The sequence below is a fragment of the Hyphomicrobium sp. DMF-1 genome (genome assembly GCF_027886585.1).
In the GTDB taxonomy this organism is placed as follows: Bacteria; Pseudomonadota; Alphaproteobacteria; order Rhizobiales; family Hyphomicrobiaceae; genus Hyphomicrobium_C; species Hyphomicrobium_C zavarzinii.
The window spans coordinates 3,046,503-3,064,076 of the sequence record NZ_CP115706.1; the positions used below are offsets into that span (position 1 = coordinate 3,046,503).

At 63.8% G+C, this 17,574-nt stretch carries 13 protein-coding genes; 10 read left to right on the plus strand and 3 right to left on the minus strand.

What is annotated here, in order from left to right:
• Positions 1-9: 9 nt before the first annotated feature.
• From PE058_RS13995 to PE058_RS14005, 3 genes are all read right to left on the minus strand, one after another.
• A complete protein-coding gene (locus PE058_RS13995; RefSeq protein WP_271028679.1) occupies positions 10-1,041 on the minus strand; it encodes a cysteine synthase A in 1,032 nt (343 codons plus the stop codon).
• A gap of 542 nt (positions 1,042-1,583) precedes the next feature.
• Positions 1,584-2,291 (minus strand): HAD family hydrolase, encoded by a 708-nt coding sequence (locus PE058_RS14000; RefSeq protein ID WP_271028680.1) that lies wholly within the window; start codon positions 2,289-2,291, stop codon positions 1,584-1,586.
• 241 nt (positions 2,292-2,532) lie between these two features.
• Positions 2,533-3,309, minus strand: coding sequence for a DeoR/GlpR family DNA-binding transcription regulator (locus PE058_RS14005; RefSeq protein WP_020086308.1), 777 nt, complete (start codon positions 3,307-3,309; stop codon positions 2,533-2,535).
• Positions 3,310-3,491: 182 nt separating this feature from the next.
• Between PE058_RS14005 and PE058_RS14010 the strand changes: the two genes are divergently transcribed.
• The 10 genes from PE058_RS14010 (at position 3,492) to PE058_RS14055 (ending at position 17,326) form a co-directional block, all read left to right on the plus strand.
• Entirely contained in the window at positions 3,492-4,442 is a 951-nt protein-coding gene (locus tag PE058_RS14010; protein ID WP_271028681.1) for a choline/ethanolamine kinase family protein, read from the plus strand.
• 66 nt (positions 4,443-4,508) lie between these two features.
• Positions 4,509-6,956 (plus strand): GcvT family protein, encoded by a 2,448-nt coding sequence (locus PE058_RS14015; RefSeq protein ID WP_271028682.1) that lies wholly within the window; start codon positions 4,509-4,511, stop codon positions 6,954-6,956.
• A 67-nt stretch (positions 6,957-7,023) separates the two neighbouring features.
• On the plus strand, positions 7,024-7,959 hold the full coding sequence (locus PE058_RS14020) for an ABC transporter substrate-binding protein (protein WP_198011191.1): 936 nt from the start codon (positions 7,024-7,026) through the stop codon (positions 7,957-7,959).
• A 96-nt stretch (positions 7,960-8,055) separates the two neighbouring features.
• The gene (locus tag PE058_RS14025; protein WP_020086304.1) at positions 8,056-9,108 is read left to right on the plus strand and encodes a betaine/proline/choline family ABC transporter ATP-binding protein; all 1,053 of its coding nucleotides are present in this window, start codon (positions 8,056-8,058) and stop codon (positions 9,106-9,108) included.
• Between the two features lie 94 nt (positions 9,109-9,202).
• A complete protein-coding gene (locus tag PE058_RS14030) occupies positions 9,203-11,062 on the plus strand; it encodes an ABC transporter permease (protein ID WP_271028683.1) in 1,860 nt (619 codons plus the stop codon).
• A 54-nt stretch (positions 11,063-11,116) separates the two neighbouring features.
• Complete coding sequence (locus PE058_RS14035; protein ID WP_271028684.1) at positions 11,117-13,528, plus strand: GcvT family protein; 2,412 nt, start codon at positions 11,117-11,119, stop codon at positions 13,526-13,528.
• A gap of 17 nt (positions 13,529-13,545) precedes the next feature.
• Positions 13,546-14,502, plus strand: coding sequence for a choline kinase family protein (locus tag PE058_RS14040; RefSeq protein ID WP_020086301.1), 957 nt, complete (start codon positions 13,546-13,548; stop codon positions 14,500-14,502).
• A gap of 49 nt (positions 14,503-14,551) precedes the next feature.
• The gene (locus PE058_RS14045) at positions 14,552-15,301 is read left to right on the plus strand and encodes an electron transfer flavoprotein subunit beta/FixA family protein (protein WP_020086300.1); all 750 of its coding nucleotides are present in this window, start codon (positions 14,552-14,554) and stop codon (positions 15,299-15,301) included.
• A gap of 23 nt (positions 15,302-15,324) precedes the next feature.
• On the plus strand, positions 15,325-16,254 hold the full coding sequence (locus PE058_RS14050; RefSeq protein WP_020086299.1) for an electron transfer flavoprotein subunit alpha/FixB family protein: 930 nt from the start codon (positions 15,325-15,327) through the stop codon (positions 16,252-16,254).
• Positions 16,255-16,270: 16 nt separating this feature from the next.
• Positions 16,271-17,326: a GlxA family transcriptional regulator gene (locus PE058_RS14055; RefSeq protein ID WP_271028685.1), complete on the plus strand. Its 1,056-nt coding sequence runs from the start codon at positions 16,271-16,273 to the stop codon at positions 17,324-17,326.
• Positions 17,327-17,574: the final 248 nt, after the last annotated feature.

Sequence of the window (17,574 nt, forward strand, 5' to 3'; positions counted from 1 at the left end):
GTGGCGGGTCTACTCGAACACCACCGGCATCACCGTGCGGCGTGCCAGCCAATCCGGAACCGGCAAGCCCTTGGAGGCGAGGAAGGCGGGGTTCAGCAGCTTCGACTGATAGCGTGTGCCATGATCGCAGAGCATGGTGACGATGATGTGCCCCGGCCCCAGCTCGCGGGCAAGCGCGATGGCACCGGCGATGTTGACGCCGCTCGACCCGCCCACGCACAGGCCCTCCTCCGTGATGAGGCTGTGCAAAATAGGGATCGACTGAGCGTCAGGAACCTCGAATGAGAAATCGGGCGTGAAGCCTTCGAGGTTCTTGGTGATGCGGCCTTGGCCGATGCCCTCCGTCACGGACGCTCCGTGAGAAGCGAGCACGCCCTTGGTGTAATAGGAGAACAGGCTGGCGCCCGGCGGATCCGCGAGCGCGATCTTGACCGATTTGCTGCGCGCCCGCAGGCCGAGCGCGACGCCCGCCAGCGTTCCCCCCGTGCCGACGGCAGAGACGAAGCCCGCAACTTTGCCATCGGTCTGCGTCCAGATCTCCTCGGCGGTGCTGCGTACATGCCCGTCGCGATTGGCGACGTTGTCGAACTGATTGGCCCAGACGGCACCGCCCGCCTCCGTCTTCGCGAGCGCTTCCGCCAGACGGCGCGAGTAGTGCACGTAGTTGTTGGGATTGGCGTAAGGGACCGCCGGGACCTCGACCAGCTCCGCTCCGAGCGCGCGCACGGCATCCTTCTTCTCGATGGACTGCGTGTCGGGCATGACGATCACGGCGCGGAGGCCGAAGGCGCGGCTCAGGGCTGCAATGCCAATTCCGGTATTGCCGGCCGTGCCTTCCACGATGACGCCGCCGGTCTTCACGGCACCACGCTTCAGCGCATCCTCGATCAGGAACAGCGCGGCGCGATCCTTCACAGATTGCGCGGGGTTCATGAACTCGGCCTTGCCCAGGATCGTGCATCCCGTCAGCTCGGACGCGCGCCGCAACTTGATCAGCGGCGTGTTGCCGACAGCGTGCACGATACTTTCGGCAAAGGTCACGAGCGCATCCCCCTCATCTGCTTTCCGGCAATCCACCGGCCCCGATCCGTAGCGCGTATCGAGGTGACGGCGGCCTCACAACGCGACACGACGAAGCGCTGCGCGCCCGGTCGAGGCTGATTGAGGCCCCGACCTTCGCCCGCGTGATTTGCATAGTCCCGATCGTGCTATCGCTCAGGCGCGACGACGCGCGGGCCACGATCGGCTTTCGCGACGGTAGCCCCCTTTCCACGCATTATGAATTGAATTTGGGAGGATCGTGCGAGGTTTCGCCGGGCATCGGGGCACGGACTGCATCCGGCGTCATCCCTGCGCCCTGAACAAAATCGTCCGCTTTCCCGCGCACGGGCTGCACCCTCCTTGAGGATCGCTCCCTCCGGAATTTTTCTTTGCCTCGCCCGCGGAACACTTCGCGCCAAGTCACGTTGTTGGGCTGGCGCGTCGCATCGCGGCGCAGACCGTTAAGGGCACCGGACCTGGCACGCGCCGTCCGGTGCCCTATTGGCATGGACGGTTTCCAGGATCTTTCGCGAAGCCGAGGCTCAGGCGCGGAGCACGTCCGCCAGCTCCAAGATGCTGTCGATGACGACGTCCGCGTGCGGCTCGAGGTCTTCGCGGAGCGACGGCCCGGTGAGCACGCCGACACGCAGGCCGAAGCCAGCGCGCGTGCCCATCTCGAGATCGTGGATGGAATCTCCGATGATCGCACAAGAAGAGGGGTGCAGCCCCGTGGCGGCCGCGAACGCGAGCCCCATGCCCGGCTCCGGTTTGGCACCGTGGCCGCTGTCGCAGCCCACCATAAATTCGAAGTGCCTGACGAGATCGCCGCACCGGCCCATCGAGGCGTGCAATCCTGCCACCGTATCGTTCGTCGCAAGCCCAAGCCGGTAGCCCAGCGCACCGAAGCGCGCGATCTCGCCGGAGGCGCCCTCGATCAAGGTCGCGTATTTCCCGCCGCCATCGCGAAAGTTCCGCGACACGATCTCGACCAGATCCGGAGGCGCCCGCTCGCCAAGGGCGTCTGCGAAGCACTTCGCGATTCCAATCACGCCCGCCGCCGAGAGGACGGCTCCGGGGGCGACGATGTTGGTATCGGGATCGTGTCCGCCCGCACGCAGGAGCTCCGCGGCAAGGATCGCGTCCCCGCCCGCCGCGTCGATAGCCATGTCGCGGTTGATGGGGATCCAGGTCTTGTAGAAGTCCAGGATGGTCCCGTCCTTGTCGAAGAGAAGACCTGTGATGCGGCTCATTGAGGGCTCAACCGTCGCTTATGTGTTGGATTTTCAACCGAGGCCGCGGGCGACCTGGCAGATGCGTCACGCATACCTTCTGACCGGGCGTGGCACCACCAAACCTTAGCACGCTTAAATGTTGCAACAATCACATTTTTTGTTGCGGACCACTCATGGGTAGATTGGTGCAAATTGGGGACCAACCGGCGCACGCGCCGTACTTAAAGCGCGAAAATCGAGTCGCGAGGCCGGGCGCGGGCTATTCGCTATCGGCGACGACGATCTCGACGTCCGCGTCGCGAAGCGCTTCGAGCAACTCGCCCTGGGGCGCCACATCCGTGATGAGCATGTCGACCTCGTCCAGCTTGCACACGAGCTCGAGGCTCGTATTGCCAAACTTGGCGTGGTCGACCATGAGCACATTGCGCGCCGACTGCGCGACGATGGCCCGCTCGCTCCAGGCAATACCCGACACGACCTCGGTGCCGCCATCCGGCGTCAGTCCACTGACGCTCAGCAAGCAGGTATCGAAGCGGAACTTGTTGATGAAGGCCGTCGCTTCGGGCCCCCACGTGCAGCCTTCGGCCGGATCGAACTCACCCGGCACGATGACGAGACGGGTGCGTGAATCCGGTGGAAAACAAAAGCTTGCCGCGAGATTGTTCGTGAAAATGGTGAGGCGGCGGTTCTCGGACGCGAGGTGCTTGGCAAACGTATAGGCCGTGGCACCAGGCCCCAGCATCAGCACATCCTTGTCGGCGAACAGCTTGATGGCCTGACGCGCGATCGCGGCCTTGCCTTCCGCGAAGGCAGCGAGGCGCTCCGACCATGGCGGCTCCGAGCCGACGGACTTCGCGACTGCGCCGCCGTAGTGGCGCTGAACCAAGTCGCGCTCATGCAGAAAATCCAGATCCCGCCGGATCGTCTCGGTGGAAACGTTGAGCGTGCGCGCAAGCTCAGTGATGCGCAACGACGCGTTGGCGTTAATCGCCTTCAAGACCCGCTCACGCCGATCTTCTGGCCTCAGCTTGGTCATCGTCCGTAATCCCTCGGTTGCCATGGAGAGCGCCTCTTGTTGGCCCCGTTTGCGTGGACTTGCCAAGAGATAATCACAAAATATGGCACTTCCAACAAAAGATGTTGAAGTGACACATGCGACATGTTAGAACCGCCACATAAAGTTCTGACGTTGGCTCTCCAACCGAGGGGGTTTCCAAGATGATGGATGCGGCGACGCCCGACGTTGATGTCAGGAGCCACATCGCGGCCCTGCCCTTCTGGCGCACCCCCGTCTCGATCGAGCCCCTCGTCGGCGGCCTCTGCAATAAGAACTTCATCGCCGAGGCTTCGTCTCAGAAGTACGTCGTGCGCGTGGGGCGGGACATCCCGGTCCACGGCATCTCCCAGGCTCTCGTGCAGAACGCGATGCGGGCTGCGGCGGAGGTCGGCGTTTCGCCCGCCCTTCGTTTTGCCAGCGGCCCCGTCACGGTGAGCGACTTCATCGACGGGCGCCACCTCAGGCCCGACGACATGCAGGATGACGCAATCCTTGCCGGGCTCGTGCGCCGCATCCGCGAGCTGCACGCAGGCGGGGCTGCGATCGATGGGCTGCTTCCCTACTTCTGGCCCTTCCAGGTCGTGCGCATCTACGCGCGCTACTTGAAGGAGAACAAGTCACGCATCGTGGCCGACGTCGACGCATTGGCCAATCACGCCAACGCGCTCGAACGTCTCGTCTCTCCGTTCCATCCGGTCTTTACGCACAACGATCTCGTTCCGCAGAACGTCATGATCGACAAGGCCGGCACACTGTTCCTGATCGACTGGGACTATGGCGCCTACGGTCATCCGCTGTTCGACGTCGCGGCCATCACCGCCAACATCGACGACGACAGCGAGGCGATCGACGCGAAAATCCTCACGCACTATTTCGGCGGCTTGAACGACGAGATCTGGAAGCAGTTCCGCATTTTCAAGCTGGTCGTGAATTTGCGGGAGACGCTGTGGGGCGCCGTCCAGGAGCTCGCATCGAAGCTCGATCGCGAGATCGTGGAAGCGGGCATGTCGTCCCTCTATCCCGATCAAGAGCAGGGCTATGCCGGCTACACCGAAATGAACCGCAAACGGTTCCTCCGAAACCTCGAACACTTCAAACGCCAGCACGGCTGAGGATCATTTCCTCAGCCATTTTCTTGGCCGCCTCGCCACCAGAACAGAAACGCCTACAGGGTGCACATGAGCAATAAAATTCCCGCGCAAGCACGTATTGTCATTATCGGCGGCGGTATCGTCGGATGCTCGGTCGCCTACCATCTGGCGAAGATGGGCCAGAAGGACGTGGTTCTTCTCGAGCGCCACAAGCTGACCTCCGGCTCGACGTGGCATGCGGCCGGTGCCGTCGGACAGCTCCGCTCCAGCGCGAACATCACGCGCCTGCTCGGCTACTCGGTCGATCTCTACGAGAGCCTCGAAAAGGAAACGGGCCAGGCGACCGGATGGGTGCGCTGCGGCTCCTTGCGCCTTGCCCGCACCAAGGACCGCCGCGCCGAGTTCGAGCGCGCTTCAACGACGGCTCGCTCGTTCGGGCTCGAGTTCGACATCATCACGCCGGCCGACGTGAAGAAGATCGTGCCGCAGCTCAATGTGGAGGGCCTCGATTGCGCGGCCTTCGTGCCGAGCGACGGCGTCGCCAATCCGAGCGATATCACCATGGCGCTCGCCAAGGGTGCGCGCATGGGCGGCGTCAAGATCCTCGAAGACGTCGTCGTCACCGGCATCGAGACCGAGGCGGGCGTTATCAAGGCGGTCAACACCAAGGACGGCCGGATCGCTTGCGAGATCGTCGTGAACTGCGGCGGCATCTGGGCTCCCGAGATCGGGCGGATGGCAGGCGTCAACGTGCCGCTTCAGCCCTCGTATCATCAGTACTTCGTCACGGAGAAGATCGAAGGTCTTGCCCGGCACATCCCGACCGTCCGCGACACGGACTACCAGACCTACTTCAAGGAGGACGTCGGCGGCCTGCAGGTGGGCGGATACGAGTTCAATCCCATTCCGTTCGACGTGCCCCGGATTCCGGAAGGCCATGAGTTCAAGCTCATGGAGCCGGATGTCGATCACTTCGAGCCGCTGCTCAAGAACGCGATGGAGCTGGTGCCGGATCTGGCGAACGTCGGCGTGAAGACCTGGTTCAACGGCATCGAGTCCTTCACCGAGGACGGCATGTTCATCCTCGGCGAGGCGCCGGAGGTGAAGAACTTCTTCGTTGGCGCCGGCTTCAATGCTTTCGGCATCGCGGCAGGCGGCGGCGCGGGACGGGCGCTCGCGGAATGGATCATCGAGGGCGAGCCTGCCTACGACATGTGGGCCGTCGACATCCGCCGCTTCGGCAATCATCACCGCTCGCGGCGCACGGTCATGGCCCGCTCGCTCGAAGGACAGGCGCAGCACTACGCGATGGGTTGGCCGCACCTCGAGTCGCAAGCCGCGCGACCGCTGCGCAGAAGCCCGATCTACGATCGCCTCAAGGCGCAGGGCTGCTCGTTCGGCGCCAAGTTCGGATGGGAGCGCCCCAACTGGTTCGCACCCACCGGCGTCGAGCCGCGCGACATCTACAGCTTCGATCACCAGAACTGGGTGAGCCATGTCGCGGCCGAGCACAAGGCGGCGCGGACACGCGCGGCGGTGTTCGACCAGAGCTCGTTCGGCAAATTCCTCATCGAGGGTCCTGCGGCAGAAGCCGAGTTGCAGCGGCTTTGCGCAAACGACATTTCGAAGCCGGTGGGCAGCATCATCTACACGCAGATGCTGAACCGCCGCGGGGGCATCGAAGCCGACGTCACCATCAGCAGGCTCGACGAGCAGCGTTTCTATCTCGTCACCGGCACGGGGTTCGGCACCCACGATGGCGCCCATCTTCGCCGCAACATCTCGCGCGCGGCTCCCGTATCGGTGCATGAGGTCACCTCCGCCTACGCATGCTTCTCGGTCATGGGGCCAGCCGCGCGCGAGATCCTTCAACCTCTCGCGGAAGCGGATCTCAGCAACAGCGCCTTCCCGTTCGCGACGTGCCAGCAGATCTTCATCGCGGGCGCTCCCGTGATCGCGGCACGCGTCACGTTCGTGGGTGAGCTCGGCTGGGAGCTGCACATTCCGACCGAGTACGCACTCACGGTCTACGAGGCCATCATGGCCTCGGGCGCGGCGCATGGCATCCAGAACGCGGGCTACCGCGCCATCGATTCCCTGCGGCTCGAGAAGGCCTATCGCGTGTGGTCGGTAGACATCGGCTCCGACTATACGCCCTACGAAGCGGGCCTCGGCTTCGCTGTGCGCCTCAACAAACCTGCGGACTTCATCGGCCGCGAGGCGTTGCTCAAGGCCAAGCAGGCCCCGCTCACCAAACGCCTTGTCACGTTCAGCGTGGACCCGAGCGTCGTGCTGCTCGGCCGCGAGACCATTTACCGGGACGGCAAGCGCATCGGCTGGCTGACGTCGGGCGGGTCCGGTCACACGGTCGGCCGCAGCATCGGCCTCGGCTACCTCAGATCCGACGGCGACCTCGACGATGCGTCGCTGCGGGCCGCCAACAACTACGAGCTGGAAGTGAGAACGCGCCGCGTTCCCGCAACGCTCCATCTCGAGCCGCTCTACGACGCCGCAGGAGCGAGGGTCCGCGCCTGATGCGTCTTCCGCCGGGCGATCCGGCTCCCAGCAAGTATCGACAGCCGTGTAGAAAAGGGGACTAAAAATGGGAAAGTGTAGTTGGCCTCAAGCACTGTGCGTCACCGCCGTCGCGATGTCCGCGGCATTCGGGAGCGCCGCTCATGCAGCGGAGTCCTCAGAGCCGATCAAGTTCGTCCTGAATGACTGGACCGGCCAGCTTCTCAGCAGCCGGATCATGGGCGAGGCGCTGAAGCGCAACGGCTACAAGATCGAATACACCACGGCTGACACGATGGCGCAGTTCCAGGGCCTCGAGACCGGCGATCTCCACGTTCAGATGGAAGTGTGGACAACCACGACGAAGGACGTATTCGACGCCGCGATCAAGACCGGCGGTGTCGAGAATCTCGGCGAATCCGGCATGAACGCCCGCGAGGAGTGGTGGTATCCCGAGTACATGAAGGAGAAATGCCCCGGACTTCCGAACTGGGAAGCGCTCAAGAGCCCCGAGTGCGTCAAAGCTTTCTCCACGCCTGACACCGAGCCCAAGGGGCGCTATCTCGGCGGGCCGGTGACGTGGGCCGGCTTCGACGATGAGCGCGTGGCCGCGCTCGGACTCAATTTCGAGGTCGTCCACGCAGGCACCGATGCGGCGCTGTTCGCCGAGCTCGAGTCCGCCTACGCCAGAAAGGCGCCGATCATCCTCTGGATCTACTCGCCGCATTGGGCGCCCGCCATCTACAAGGGCGAATGGGTCGAGTTCCCGCCCTACACGCCCGCCTGCTACGAGGAAAAGCGCTACGACTGCGGCAAGCCCAAGGGGCCGATTTTGAAAGCCGCCTGGGCAGGCCTGAAGAAGAAGTGGCCGAAGGCCCATGCCGCCATCTCGAAGTTCAAAGTCGATACCGACGAAATGAACGCGCTCATCCTCAAGGTCGACCGGGACAAGAGCTCGGTCGAGGATGTGGCCGATGGCTGGCTCAACGCCAACGAGGCGCGCTGGCGCGCTTGGCTGGAGTAGGCATCTCCGTCTTGGGCGGACGGATGCCGTTCGCCCAAGACCGGTCTCGTTTCTGCCGCTCCTTGGATTCTCGCCTCTCTCCGGAACGATGCGTCAATGAAATATGCCCCGCATATCCTAGCCGAACGGGCTGTCAAACTGAGCTGCCGCGACCTTTGGAAGGTCTACGGCGCCCACACGGACACCTTCACTGACGCAGCCGAGCTCAAAGCGAGCTCCGAGAAGGCCGGCACGCTTGCCGCCCTGCGCGATGTCCATCTCGATATCCGGCACGGAGAGATCTTCGTGATCATGGGACTGTCGGGATCCGGCAAGTCTACGCTTCTGCGCTGCCTCACCCGCCTCGTGGAGCCGAGCTTCGGCAAGATCATGCTGGACGGCGTCGACCTGATGACGCTCTCCCCCAAGGATCTCATGGAGGTGCGCCGGCACAAGATGGCGATGGTGTTCCAGCACTTCGCTCTGCTTCCTCATCTCTCAGTCGCCGACAATATCGCACTCCCGCTGCGCATTCGCGGCGACGAGACGTCCCAGATCACGAAAGTCGTATCCGAGCTGACGGCCCTGGTGGGCCTCGCCGGAATGTCGGAACGCCTGCCGCATCAGCTATCGGGCGGCCAGCAGCAGCGTGTGGGCCTTGCGCGCGCACTGGCGGGAAATCCCGAGCTGCTGTTTCTCGACGAGCCGTTCTCCGCGCTCGATCCGCTCATCCGCCGCGAGCTTCAGGATGAGCTGATGCGGCTCCAGGCGCGGCTTCACAAGACAATGGTTTTCGTCACACACGACTTCAACGAAGCCGTTCGTCTGGGAGACAGGATCGCCATCATGAAGGATGGCAAAGCCGTGCAGACGGGAACGCCGGAGGAGATCGTTGCCGAGCCGACCGACAGCTACGTCGCTTCTTTCGTCGCCGGCGTCGATCAGACCCGCGTGATCAGTTGCGGGCGCATTGCGGCACCCGCGCGGCCCTTCCCTTATGACGTCACCGTGGACGGCAGAAAGAAGATCATCGAGATCGCATCGCTCGTCGCCGGTGCCCACGGGCCTGTCGGCGTCAAGGACGCGAGCGGACAGGTGACGGGCGAGATCGACGCCGCCACCATCCTGCGCATGATGTCCGTCACCGCTGCGGAAAGGTCGGCGTCATGAGCGGAGCCGCGACCCTGACAGTTCTGCGCGACAAACGGCTCTGGGCGGCTGCGGCGATGCTTGCCGCACTGAGCGCCGTCTCGTCGCTGGTCCCGTGGACACGGCGAGCTATCCCGCCGCGTGGAAGCTGCCGATCGACGACGTGATCACCACGTGGCTCAAATACATCGTGTCCCACATCTCGCCGGTGACGCGCGCGCTGGCCTCGGTGGTGCAGCTGCCGCTCGACCTCGTGACTGCGCTCCTCGTCAAGGGCTTCGCGTTCAACATCGGAGAGACCCACATCGAGCTGCCCGCGCTGTCCTGGCTCGGTCTCTCGGGACTCCTGGTGTGGGCCGGATACTGGGCCAGCGGCTTTCGCCTCGCAGCGCTGCAAGCGGCCGGATGCGCCTACCTGCTTCTGTTCGGGCAATGGGACGGCGCGATGCTGACGCTGGCATCGGTTCTGGTTTGCGTGCCCATCGCCGTCATCACCGGTCTCCTCGTGGGCGTGCTCGCGCATGCGCGGCCGAGCGTAAACACGTGGCTGCTGACGCCCGGCCTCGACATCATGCAGACGGTGCCCGCCTTCGCCTACCTCATTCCGACGCTCCTTCTGTTTGGCTTCGGCCCCGTTGCCGCGATGATCGCGACCGTCATTTTCGCGATGCCGCCAATGGCACGCGTCACCGCGCTGGTGCTCGATCAGGCTCCGCAGGAGATCCGCGAGCTTGCCACGATGATCGGCTGCTCCAAGCGTCAGGCGATCTGGCGCATTCTCCTGCCGTCGGCGCGGCCGATGCTGCTGGTCGGCCTGAACCAGACCGTGATGATGACGCTCAACATGGTGATCATCGCCTCGATGATCGGCGCGGGCGGGCTCGGCTTCGACGTGCTGCGCGCCCTGCGCCAGCTCGACATCGATCGCGGCTTCGTCTCGGGAACGGCCATCGTCGTGATCGCCATCATGCTCGACCGCCTCGGCGCGGCGGTCGCCAATCGTGCGCGCCCCGATGTGGAGCAGGCGCCGGGCTGGGGGCAATCGTTGATTCTCCCCCTCGGCTGGCTTTTGGCTGCGACCCTGGCCGGCGTGTGGATCGAATGGCTCGCCAAATTCCCCGATGCGCTGCGTCTTTCCACGGGCGGCGTTCTGAATGCGACCGTGAGCTGGATCAACGTCAATTTCTTCGACGCGATGGAGGCTCTCCGCATCTTCACGCTGAAGAACCTCATGAACCCGATCAAGTTTTTTCTGGCGGACATGCCGTGGCTGGTGCTCGCCGGTCTCGTCACGCTCGCAGCCTATTTCATCGCAGGGCTCCGCCTGGCGCTTCTCAGCGCGCTGGTGCTCGGCTTCTGCCTCGTCACCGGCCTCTGGGACAAGGTGATGATCACGCTCTATCTCTGCCTGTCGGCGACGGTGGTTTCGGCGCTGATCGGCATTCCGCTGGCGGTTGCGGCCGCGCGCTACGATGCGCTCTACCGCGCGGCCAACGTGGCGGTCGAGCTTCTGCAAACGTTGCCGAGCTTCGTCTACCTCATTCCCGTTGTGATGCTGTTCCGCGTCGGCGATTTCGCAGCGCTTCTCGCCATCGTCGCGTTCGCCATCACGCCCATCGTGAAGTTCACGATGACCGCGCTCAGGACCGTGCCTTCCGATCTCGTCGAAGCCGGACAGTCCATGGGATGCTCCAGATTCCAACTCGACCGGCTCATCCGGCTTCCGGTTGCGCTTCCCACCATTCTTCTCGGCATCAACCAGGCGATCCTGTTCGCACTGGCGATGGTGGTGATCACAGCGCTCGTCGGCACGCGCGATCTCGGCCAGGAGGTCTACATCGCGCTCACCACCGCAAATCCGGGACGGGGGCTCGTGGCCGGACTGTGCCTCGCCTTCCTCGGAATCTTGATCGATCGCATGTTCCGCGCCGGCGCGAGCCGCCTGCAACACACCACGACGGCGGGAGCCGCGTAGGCGATCCGGATCGTCCACATCATCTAACGAAGCACGCAAAGAGGATTGCTCAGAATGACAGTTGATGCCGCAGAAATCGTGATCATCGGAGGCGGGGTGATCGGCTGCAGCATTGCCTACCACCTCGCGAAGGCAGGCAAGACCGACATCGTCGTGCTGGAACAGTTTCAGTTGACGCACGGCGCGACATGGCACGCAGCCGGCGTGGTGGGACAGCTCCGCCCTTCGCGCAACGTCACGCGCATGCTGCAGAAGAGCATCGCGCTCTATGATGTGCTCGAGAAGGAAACCGGCCAGCCCATCGACTGGAAGAAAGTCGGCAGCCTGCGCATCGCGTCCTCCAAGGACCGCATGAAGGAGTTCCGCCGCTCCGCCACGACCGCCAAGTCGTTCGGCCTCGATATGCAGCTCCTGACGCCGAAGGAGGCGCAGGACCTGTTTCCGATCATGACGCTGGACGGCGTGGAAGGCGCGACGTTCATCGACTCGGACGGCTACGTCGATCCGGCAAGCCTCTGCCAGGCGCTGGCCGCGGGCGCACGCCAGCGTGGCGTCAAGTTCATCCAGAACCGCGAGGTGACGGGGTTCAAGGCGGAGGGACGCCGCATCGTCGAGGTGCAGACCAGCAAGGGTCCCATTCGGGCTGAAACGGTGGTGAACACTGCCGGCATGTGGGGGCACGAGCTCGGCAAGCTGATGGGATGCCGCGTGCCGGCCTTCGCGGTCGAGCATCAGTATCTGATCACGGACCCCATCCCCGATCTGCCGAAGGGCATGCCAACGGTGCGCGATCCAGATCTTCTGCTCTACTGGAAGCCGGAGGTGCGCGGCATCGTGGTGGGCGGCTACGAGCCCAACACCCCGGCCTTCGCCCGCGACGGCATTCCCAGGGGCTGGGACCAGCAGCTCCTGCAGGAGAATTACGAGCGCTTCGAGCAACTGGCGCTCAATGCGGCGAAGCGGACTCCCGTCGTCGGAACCGTGGGCGTGCGCGCGATGATCAACGGCGCCATCCCCATTTCGGCAGATGGCGACTTCGTCATGGGCGGCGTCTCCGAATTCGATAACGTGTTCGTGTCGTGCGGGTTCATCTACGGCATCGCCGCAGCCGGCGGCGCGGGCTCGGTGATGGCGGAGTGGATTATGGAAGGGCGGCCGGCCAACAACCTGTGGCCTCTCGATGTGCGGCGCTTCAACTTCCACCACAACACCAAGTACTTCATGTACGACCGTGCCATCGAGATCTACGCCAAGCACTACGCGATGAAGTGGCCGGTCGAGGAACACGAGTCCGTCCGCAACATCCGCTGCTCGCCGCTCTACTACCCGCTGAAGGAGCAGCGCGCGGTGTTCGGATCGCGCGCCGGATGGGAGCGCGCGAACTGGTTTGCGCCAGCTGGCGTCGAGCCTGTCGACAAGCCCTCGTTCGACTGGCCCAACTGGTTCGAGCACGTGGCCAACGAGCACAAGCAGGTGCGCGAGGGCGTGGCGATGATCGACCTCTCCTCGTTCGCCAAGATGGAGCTTTTCGGCCGGAACACGCTCTCTTCGCTGCAGCAGCTCGCGGTTGCGGACATGGACCAGCCGGTGGGCAGCCTCATTCATACCCAGCTCCTCAACGAGCGGGGGGGCATCGAAGCGGACATGACCTTCTGCCGCCTGGAGGAGGACCGCTTCTACGCCGTGACCGGCACCGCCTATGGCGAGCACGATTTCGGCTGGATTCGCCGCCATCTGCCGGACGACGGCTCGGTGCGCACCGTCGACGTCACCTCCGGCTATGCGGTGATCAACCTTTGCGGCCCGAAATCGCGCGCCGTTCTGGCGAAGGTGGCGGAAGAGGATGTCGGTGCCGCAGCCTTCCCTTATGGGCAGATGAAGGCGCTCACCGTGGGCGCGGCCCCCGTGCGGGCTATGCGCGTCTCGTTCACGGGTGAGCTCGGATACGAGCTGCACATTCCGACCGAGTATGCGCTGCACGTCTATCACGTGCTGCGGGAAGCGGGCGCGGAGTTCGGCCTCTCCAACTTCGGCTACCGCGCGCTCAACAGCCTGCGCATGGAAAAAGGCTATCTGCTCTGGGCGAGCGATATCTCTCCCGACTACTCGCCCTATCACTGCGGAATGGACTGGCTCATTCCCAAGACCAAGGGCGACTTCAAGGGGCACGCAGCCCTGAAGAAGATTGCCGCGTCCGGACCCGATCGCAAACTCTGCATCCTGGCGCTCGACGGCAAGGCTCCTGTCAACGGCGGCGAGGCGATCCTGCGCAACGGCAAGGTGCTCGGCGTCACCACGAGCGCGGACTACGGACATACGGTCGGCGCGCCTATCGTCTACGGTTACGTGGCAGCCGAGGAGGCCGAGCACGACACCTACGAGGTCGAGGTGTACGGCGAAGTCTATGGCGCCAAGCGCGCGGCAAAGCCGCTCTACGATCCCGAAGGACTTAAGATCAACGCCTGAGACGTGAGGAAACAGGGATGGATACGCAGGAAATCGACAGACAGAAACGTGCGCGCGAGATTGCGGCCTCGGTGATCTCGGGCGGCAGCGTGCGCCCCGGGGATGTCGCCATCGAGCTGCTCGGCGGCATGACGAACCGGAACTACCGGGTGACGGTCTCGGATGTGAACTACGTGGTGCGCATTCCGGGCGAGGGCACTGAAGAATACGTGGACCGGAAGGCAGACGAGCAGGCGAGCCGCATCACGTCGGATCTCGGTGTGAACGCCCCGCTCGTCTACTACGACTCGGCAACCGGCGTGATGATCACCAAGCTCATCGAGAACGGCGTGACGATGAATGCCACGGTGTTCAAAGATCCCGATGCGGTTCGCCGCGCCGCCCTCGCGTTCCACAAGCTTCACACGAGCGGCGCGAAATTCCGCAACAGGTTCGACGAGAAGGTCATCGCCCAGAGCTATCTCGATCTTTTGCGCGGCAAGAATTCGCCACTTCCCGAAGGCTATGACCGCGTGCAGCGGGAAGCCGACACGATCCGCGAAGCGCTTGCCAAGGCCTGCACCGAGCACGTGGCCTGCCACAATGATCCCGCGCCCGAGAACCTGATCGACACCGGAAAGCGCGTGCACATTCTCGACTGGGAGTTCGCCGGTAACAACGACGCGTTCTGGGATCTCGCCGATCTCGCCGTCGAAACGAATTTCTCCGAGGAGCAGGACCGCATTCTGCTGACGGCCTACCTCGGCCGGGAGCCCACGCTTTCCGAATACGGGCGCATCGTGCTGCACAAATCCATGGTGTTCCTGCTGTGGACGCTGTGGGGCGTTCTGCAAGAGGCGAACAAGAACCCGCGTCCCGCCTATCACTTCAAGAGCTACTGGGACTACGCGATGGATCGCTTCGTGCGCTGCCAGGAAATCATGAACGCAGACAATTTCGGCAAGCTTCTGGAGGCCGTGCGCAAGGGGAGCTGACGCTCCCCTGCGCGCCTACGAGCAGCTCTACACTTGAGGACCTTCGACTATGAAAATTCTGGTGCCCGTGAAACGGGTGGTCGACTTCAACGTGAGGATCCGCGTGAACCCGGACGGTTCGGGCGTGGATCTCTCCAACGTCAAGATGTCGATGAACCCGTTCGACGAGATCTCCATGGAGGAGGCGCTGAAGCTGAAGGAGGCCGGGAAGGCCGCGGAGGTGATCGCGGTCTCCATCGGACCTGCCAAGGCCGAGGAGACGCTCCGCTCCGCCCTCGCGATGGGTGCCGACCGCGCGATCCTGGTCGAGACGGACGATAGCGTCGAGCCGCTGGCGGTGGCGAAGATCCTCAAGGGTGTCGTGGACGCCGAAGGCCCCGGCCTCGTCATCGTCGGGAAGCAGGCCATCGACGACGACTCGAACCAGACGGGCCAGATGCTGGCTGCGCTGATGGGGCGGGCGCAAGCGACATTCGCCTCGAAAGTGGAGCTCGAGGGCGGGAAGGCTGCGGTCACGCGCGAGGTCGACGGCGGGTTGCAGACGATCGAGATCGAGTTGCCCGCGGTCGTCACCGTGGACCTGCGCCTCAACGAGCCGCGCTACGCCTCGCTCCCGAGCATCATGAAGGCGAAGAAGAAGCCGCTCGAGAAGAAGACCCCAGCTGACTACGGCGTCTCGACGGCGGCCCGCCTCAAGGTGCTGCGTACGGAAGAGCCGAGCACGCGCAAGGTCGGCATCAAGGTGAAGTCCGTGGCCGAGCTGATCGACAAGCTCCGTGCCGAGCCCGGCGTCCTCTAGCTCAAGAAAGGGAATGCGAAGCCATGGCCATCCTCCTGCTGGCTGATCACGACAATACCGCTCTTTCGGAGCAGACCGCCAAGGCGCTGACCGCCGCCCTCCAGATCGGGCGCGACGTGCACGTGCTGGTCGCGGGCAAGAACGCCAAGGCGGCGGCCGAAGCTGCCGCGAAGCTTTCCGGCGTCACAAAAGTTCTCTTGGCCGAGAGCGACACGCTCGCAAACAACCTTGCAGAGCCCCTCGCCGCTCTCATCGTTTCGCTTTCGGGCGGATACGACACGCTGATCTCGGCCGCGACGTCCGTCGGCAAGAACGTGATGCCGCGCGTGGCGGCGCTACTCGACGTGGCCCAGGTCTCCGAGATCATCGAGGTCCAGTCGGCGGATACCTTCAAGCGGCCCGTCTATGCGGGCAACGCCATCCAGACCGTGCAGACGACGGATGCGAAGAAGGTGATCACGGTGCGGTCCGCTGCGTTCGCGTCCGCGCCGGAGGGCGGGTCCGCTCCCGTCGAAACCATCACAGCCGCGCCAGATCCGGGTCTCTCGAAGTTCGTCCGCGATGCGATTGCGACGTCCGACCGGCCGGAGCTGACCTCGGCCAAAATCGTCATCTCGGGAGGCCGTGCGCTCGGCTCGGCCGAAAAGTTCAAGGAAGTCATCCTGCCCGTGGCCGACAAGCTCGGCGCCGCGGTCGGCGCCTCGCGCGCGGCCGTCGATGCCGGATATGCGCCGAATGACTGGCAGGTGGGCCAGACCGGCAAAGTGGTGGCGCCCCACCTCTACATCGCGTGCGGCATCTCGGGCGCGATCCAGCATCTCGCGGGCATGAAGGATTCGAAGATCATCGTCGCAATCAACAAGGACGCGGAGGCGCCGATCTTCCAGGTGGCAGACTACGGCCTCGTGGCAGATTTGTTCGAGGTTCTGCCGCAGTTCAAAGAGGCGCTGTGACCGAGCGAGATTCCCGATGGAACGAACTCGAACCACGCTCCGCGCCATCCGCCGGATCGGCTTTCTCGCCCTGAACGATTTCACCATGGTCGCCCTCTCGTGCGCGATCGAGGTGCTGCGGATGGCGAACCAGATCTCGCAGAAGGAGGACTACGCGTGGTCCGTCATCACGCCTTCGGGGCGCACCGCCTACGCGGGTGACGGACTGACCCAAGCGCGCGCCGTGAGCTATCCGGACGCCGGGAAGCTCGATGTCGTTCTGGTCTGCGGCGGCGCCAAGCGCCCGGCTCGTTTCGACGACGCCGTGCTCGCGCTCCTGCGCCAGATCGAGCGCGACGGCGTGGTGCTCGGCGGGTTGAGCGGGGGCACCTATGCTCTTGCGGAGGCCGGTCTGCTCGACGGCTACAAGTGCGCAATCGATCGGGACGACGCGGAACTCGTGCGTCAGACCTATCCGCATATCACGATCCAGGACTCTCCCTTTGTGATCGATCGCAACCGCATCACGTGCACGGGCGGCATCGCGCCCATCCACCTGATGCTGTCCCTCGTCGCCAGCGGCTTCGGCTACGAGCGCGCTGTCGAAATCTCCGATCGCCTCGCCGCCGAGAAGGCGCGGGATCGGGATCCCCACGACAAGATCGCGACGGCGCGGCGGTTCGGGCTGGAGCACATGGCGCTGATTGAGATCGTGTCGCTCATGGAAACGAACCTCGAGGAAGTCCTGCCGCTCACGGAGCTCGCGCGGCTGGCCGGCATTTCGCTTCGCCAGGCGCAGCGGATCTTCCAGGACTCGCTCGGAACGACCCCGACGAAGCACTATCTCAGCTTGCGTCTCAAGCGCGCGCGGGAATTGATCTTCCAGACTCCCCTCTCCATCACGCAAATCTCCGTGGCCTGCGGCTTCGAATCTCCAGGGCACTTCAGCAGATCGTACAAGGCGTTCTATGGCGTCACGCCGAGCGGCGAAAGAAAGCAGAAGCTAGACGGGGAGCGGGGCGCAAAAGGATCTTCGTCGACGACGGCCGTTGAACCCTATCGGGTCGCGCAAAACCGGCGATACGCACCTTAGATACCCCCGAATTCGACGCCAAAATTCGCCAAACCAGAACGGCCGCGACATTCCCTCGTTCGCGCCTTGCATTTTCACGACTTCATTCCGCCTCAAATACAAAATGTTTCACAAATGCAACAGTCGTCTATTTTTCATTCCATGTCGCTCAAAGCCAACAATACGTCGCTCTGAGATTATCAGCTCGCGCCGTGTTGAGGCATGTTTCTCCCAGAAACGAGAAGCGCGAATGCCCTCCTCGTTTTTGA

What these genes read in the sequence shown, in the direction of transcription:
- PE058_RS14010 (WP_271028681.1), top strand. Translation starts at nt 3,492, where the DNA reads ATGATGGATGCGGCGACGCCCGACGTTGATGTCAGGAGCCACATCGCG.
- PE058_RS14000 (WP_271028680.1), bottom strand. Translation starts at nt 2,291, where the DNA reads ATGAGCCGCATCACAGGTCTTCTCTTCGACAAGGACGGGACCATCCTG.
- PE058_RS14040 (WP_020086301.1), top strand. Translation starts at nt 13,546, where the DNA reads ATGGATACGCAGGAAATCGACAGACAGAAACGTGCGCGCGAGATTGCG.
- PE058_RS14035 (WP_271028684.1), top strand. Translation starts at nt 11,117, where the DNA reads ATGACAGTTGATGCCGCAGAAATCGTGATCATCGGAGGCGGGGTGATC.
- PE058_RS14025 (WP_020086304.1), top strand. Translation starts at nt 8,056, where the DNA reads ATGAAATATGCCCCGCATATCCTAGCCGAACGGGCTGTCAAACTGAGC.
- PE058_RS14005 (WP_020086308.1), bottom strand. Translation starts at nt 3,309, where the DNA reads ATGACCAAGCTGAGGCCAGAAGATCGGCGTGAGCGGGTCTTGAAGGCG.
- PE058_RS14050 (WP_020086299.1), top strand. Translation starts at nt 15,325, where the DNA reads ATGGCCATCCTCCTGCTGGCTGATCACGACAATACCGCTCTTTCGGAG.
- PE058_RS14020 (WP_198011191.1), top strand. Translation starts at nt 7,024, where the DNA reads ATGGGAAAGTGTAGTTGGCCTCAAGCACTGTGCGTCACCGCCGTCGCG.
- PE058_RS14055 (WP_271028685.1), top strand. Translation starts at nt 16,271, where the DNA reads ATGGAACGAACTCGAACCACGCTCCGCGCCATCCGCCGGATCGGCTTT.
- PE058_RS14015 (WP_271028682.1), top strand. Translation starts at nt 4,509, where the DNA reads ATGAGCAATAAAATTCCCGCGCAAGCACGTATTGTCATTATCGGCGGC.
- PE058_RS14045 (WP_020086300.1), top strand. Translation starts at nt 14,552, where the DNA reads ATGAAAATTCTGGTGCCCGTGAAACGGGTGGTCGACTTCAACGTGAGG.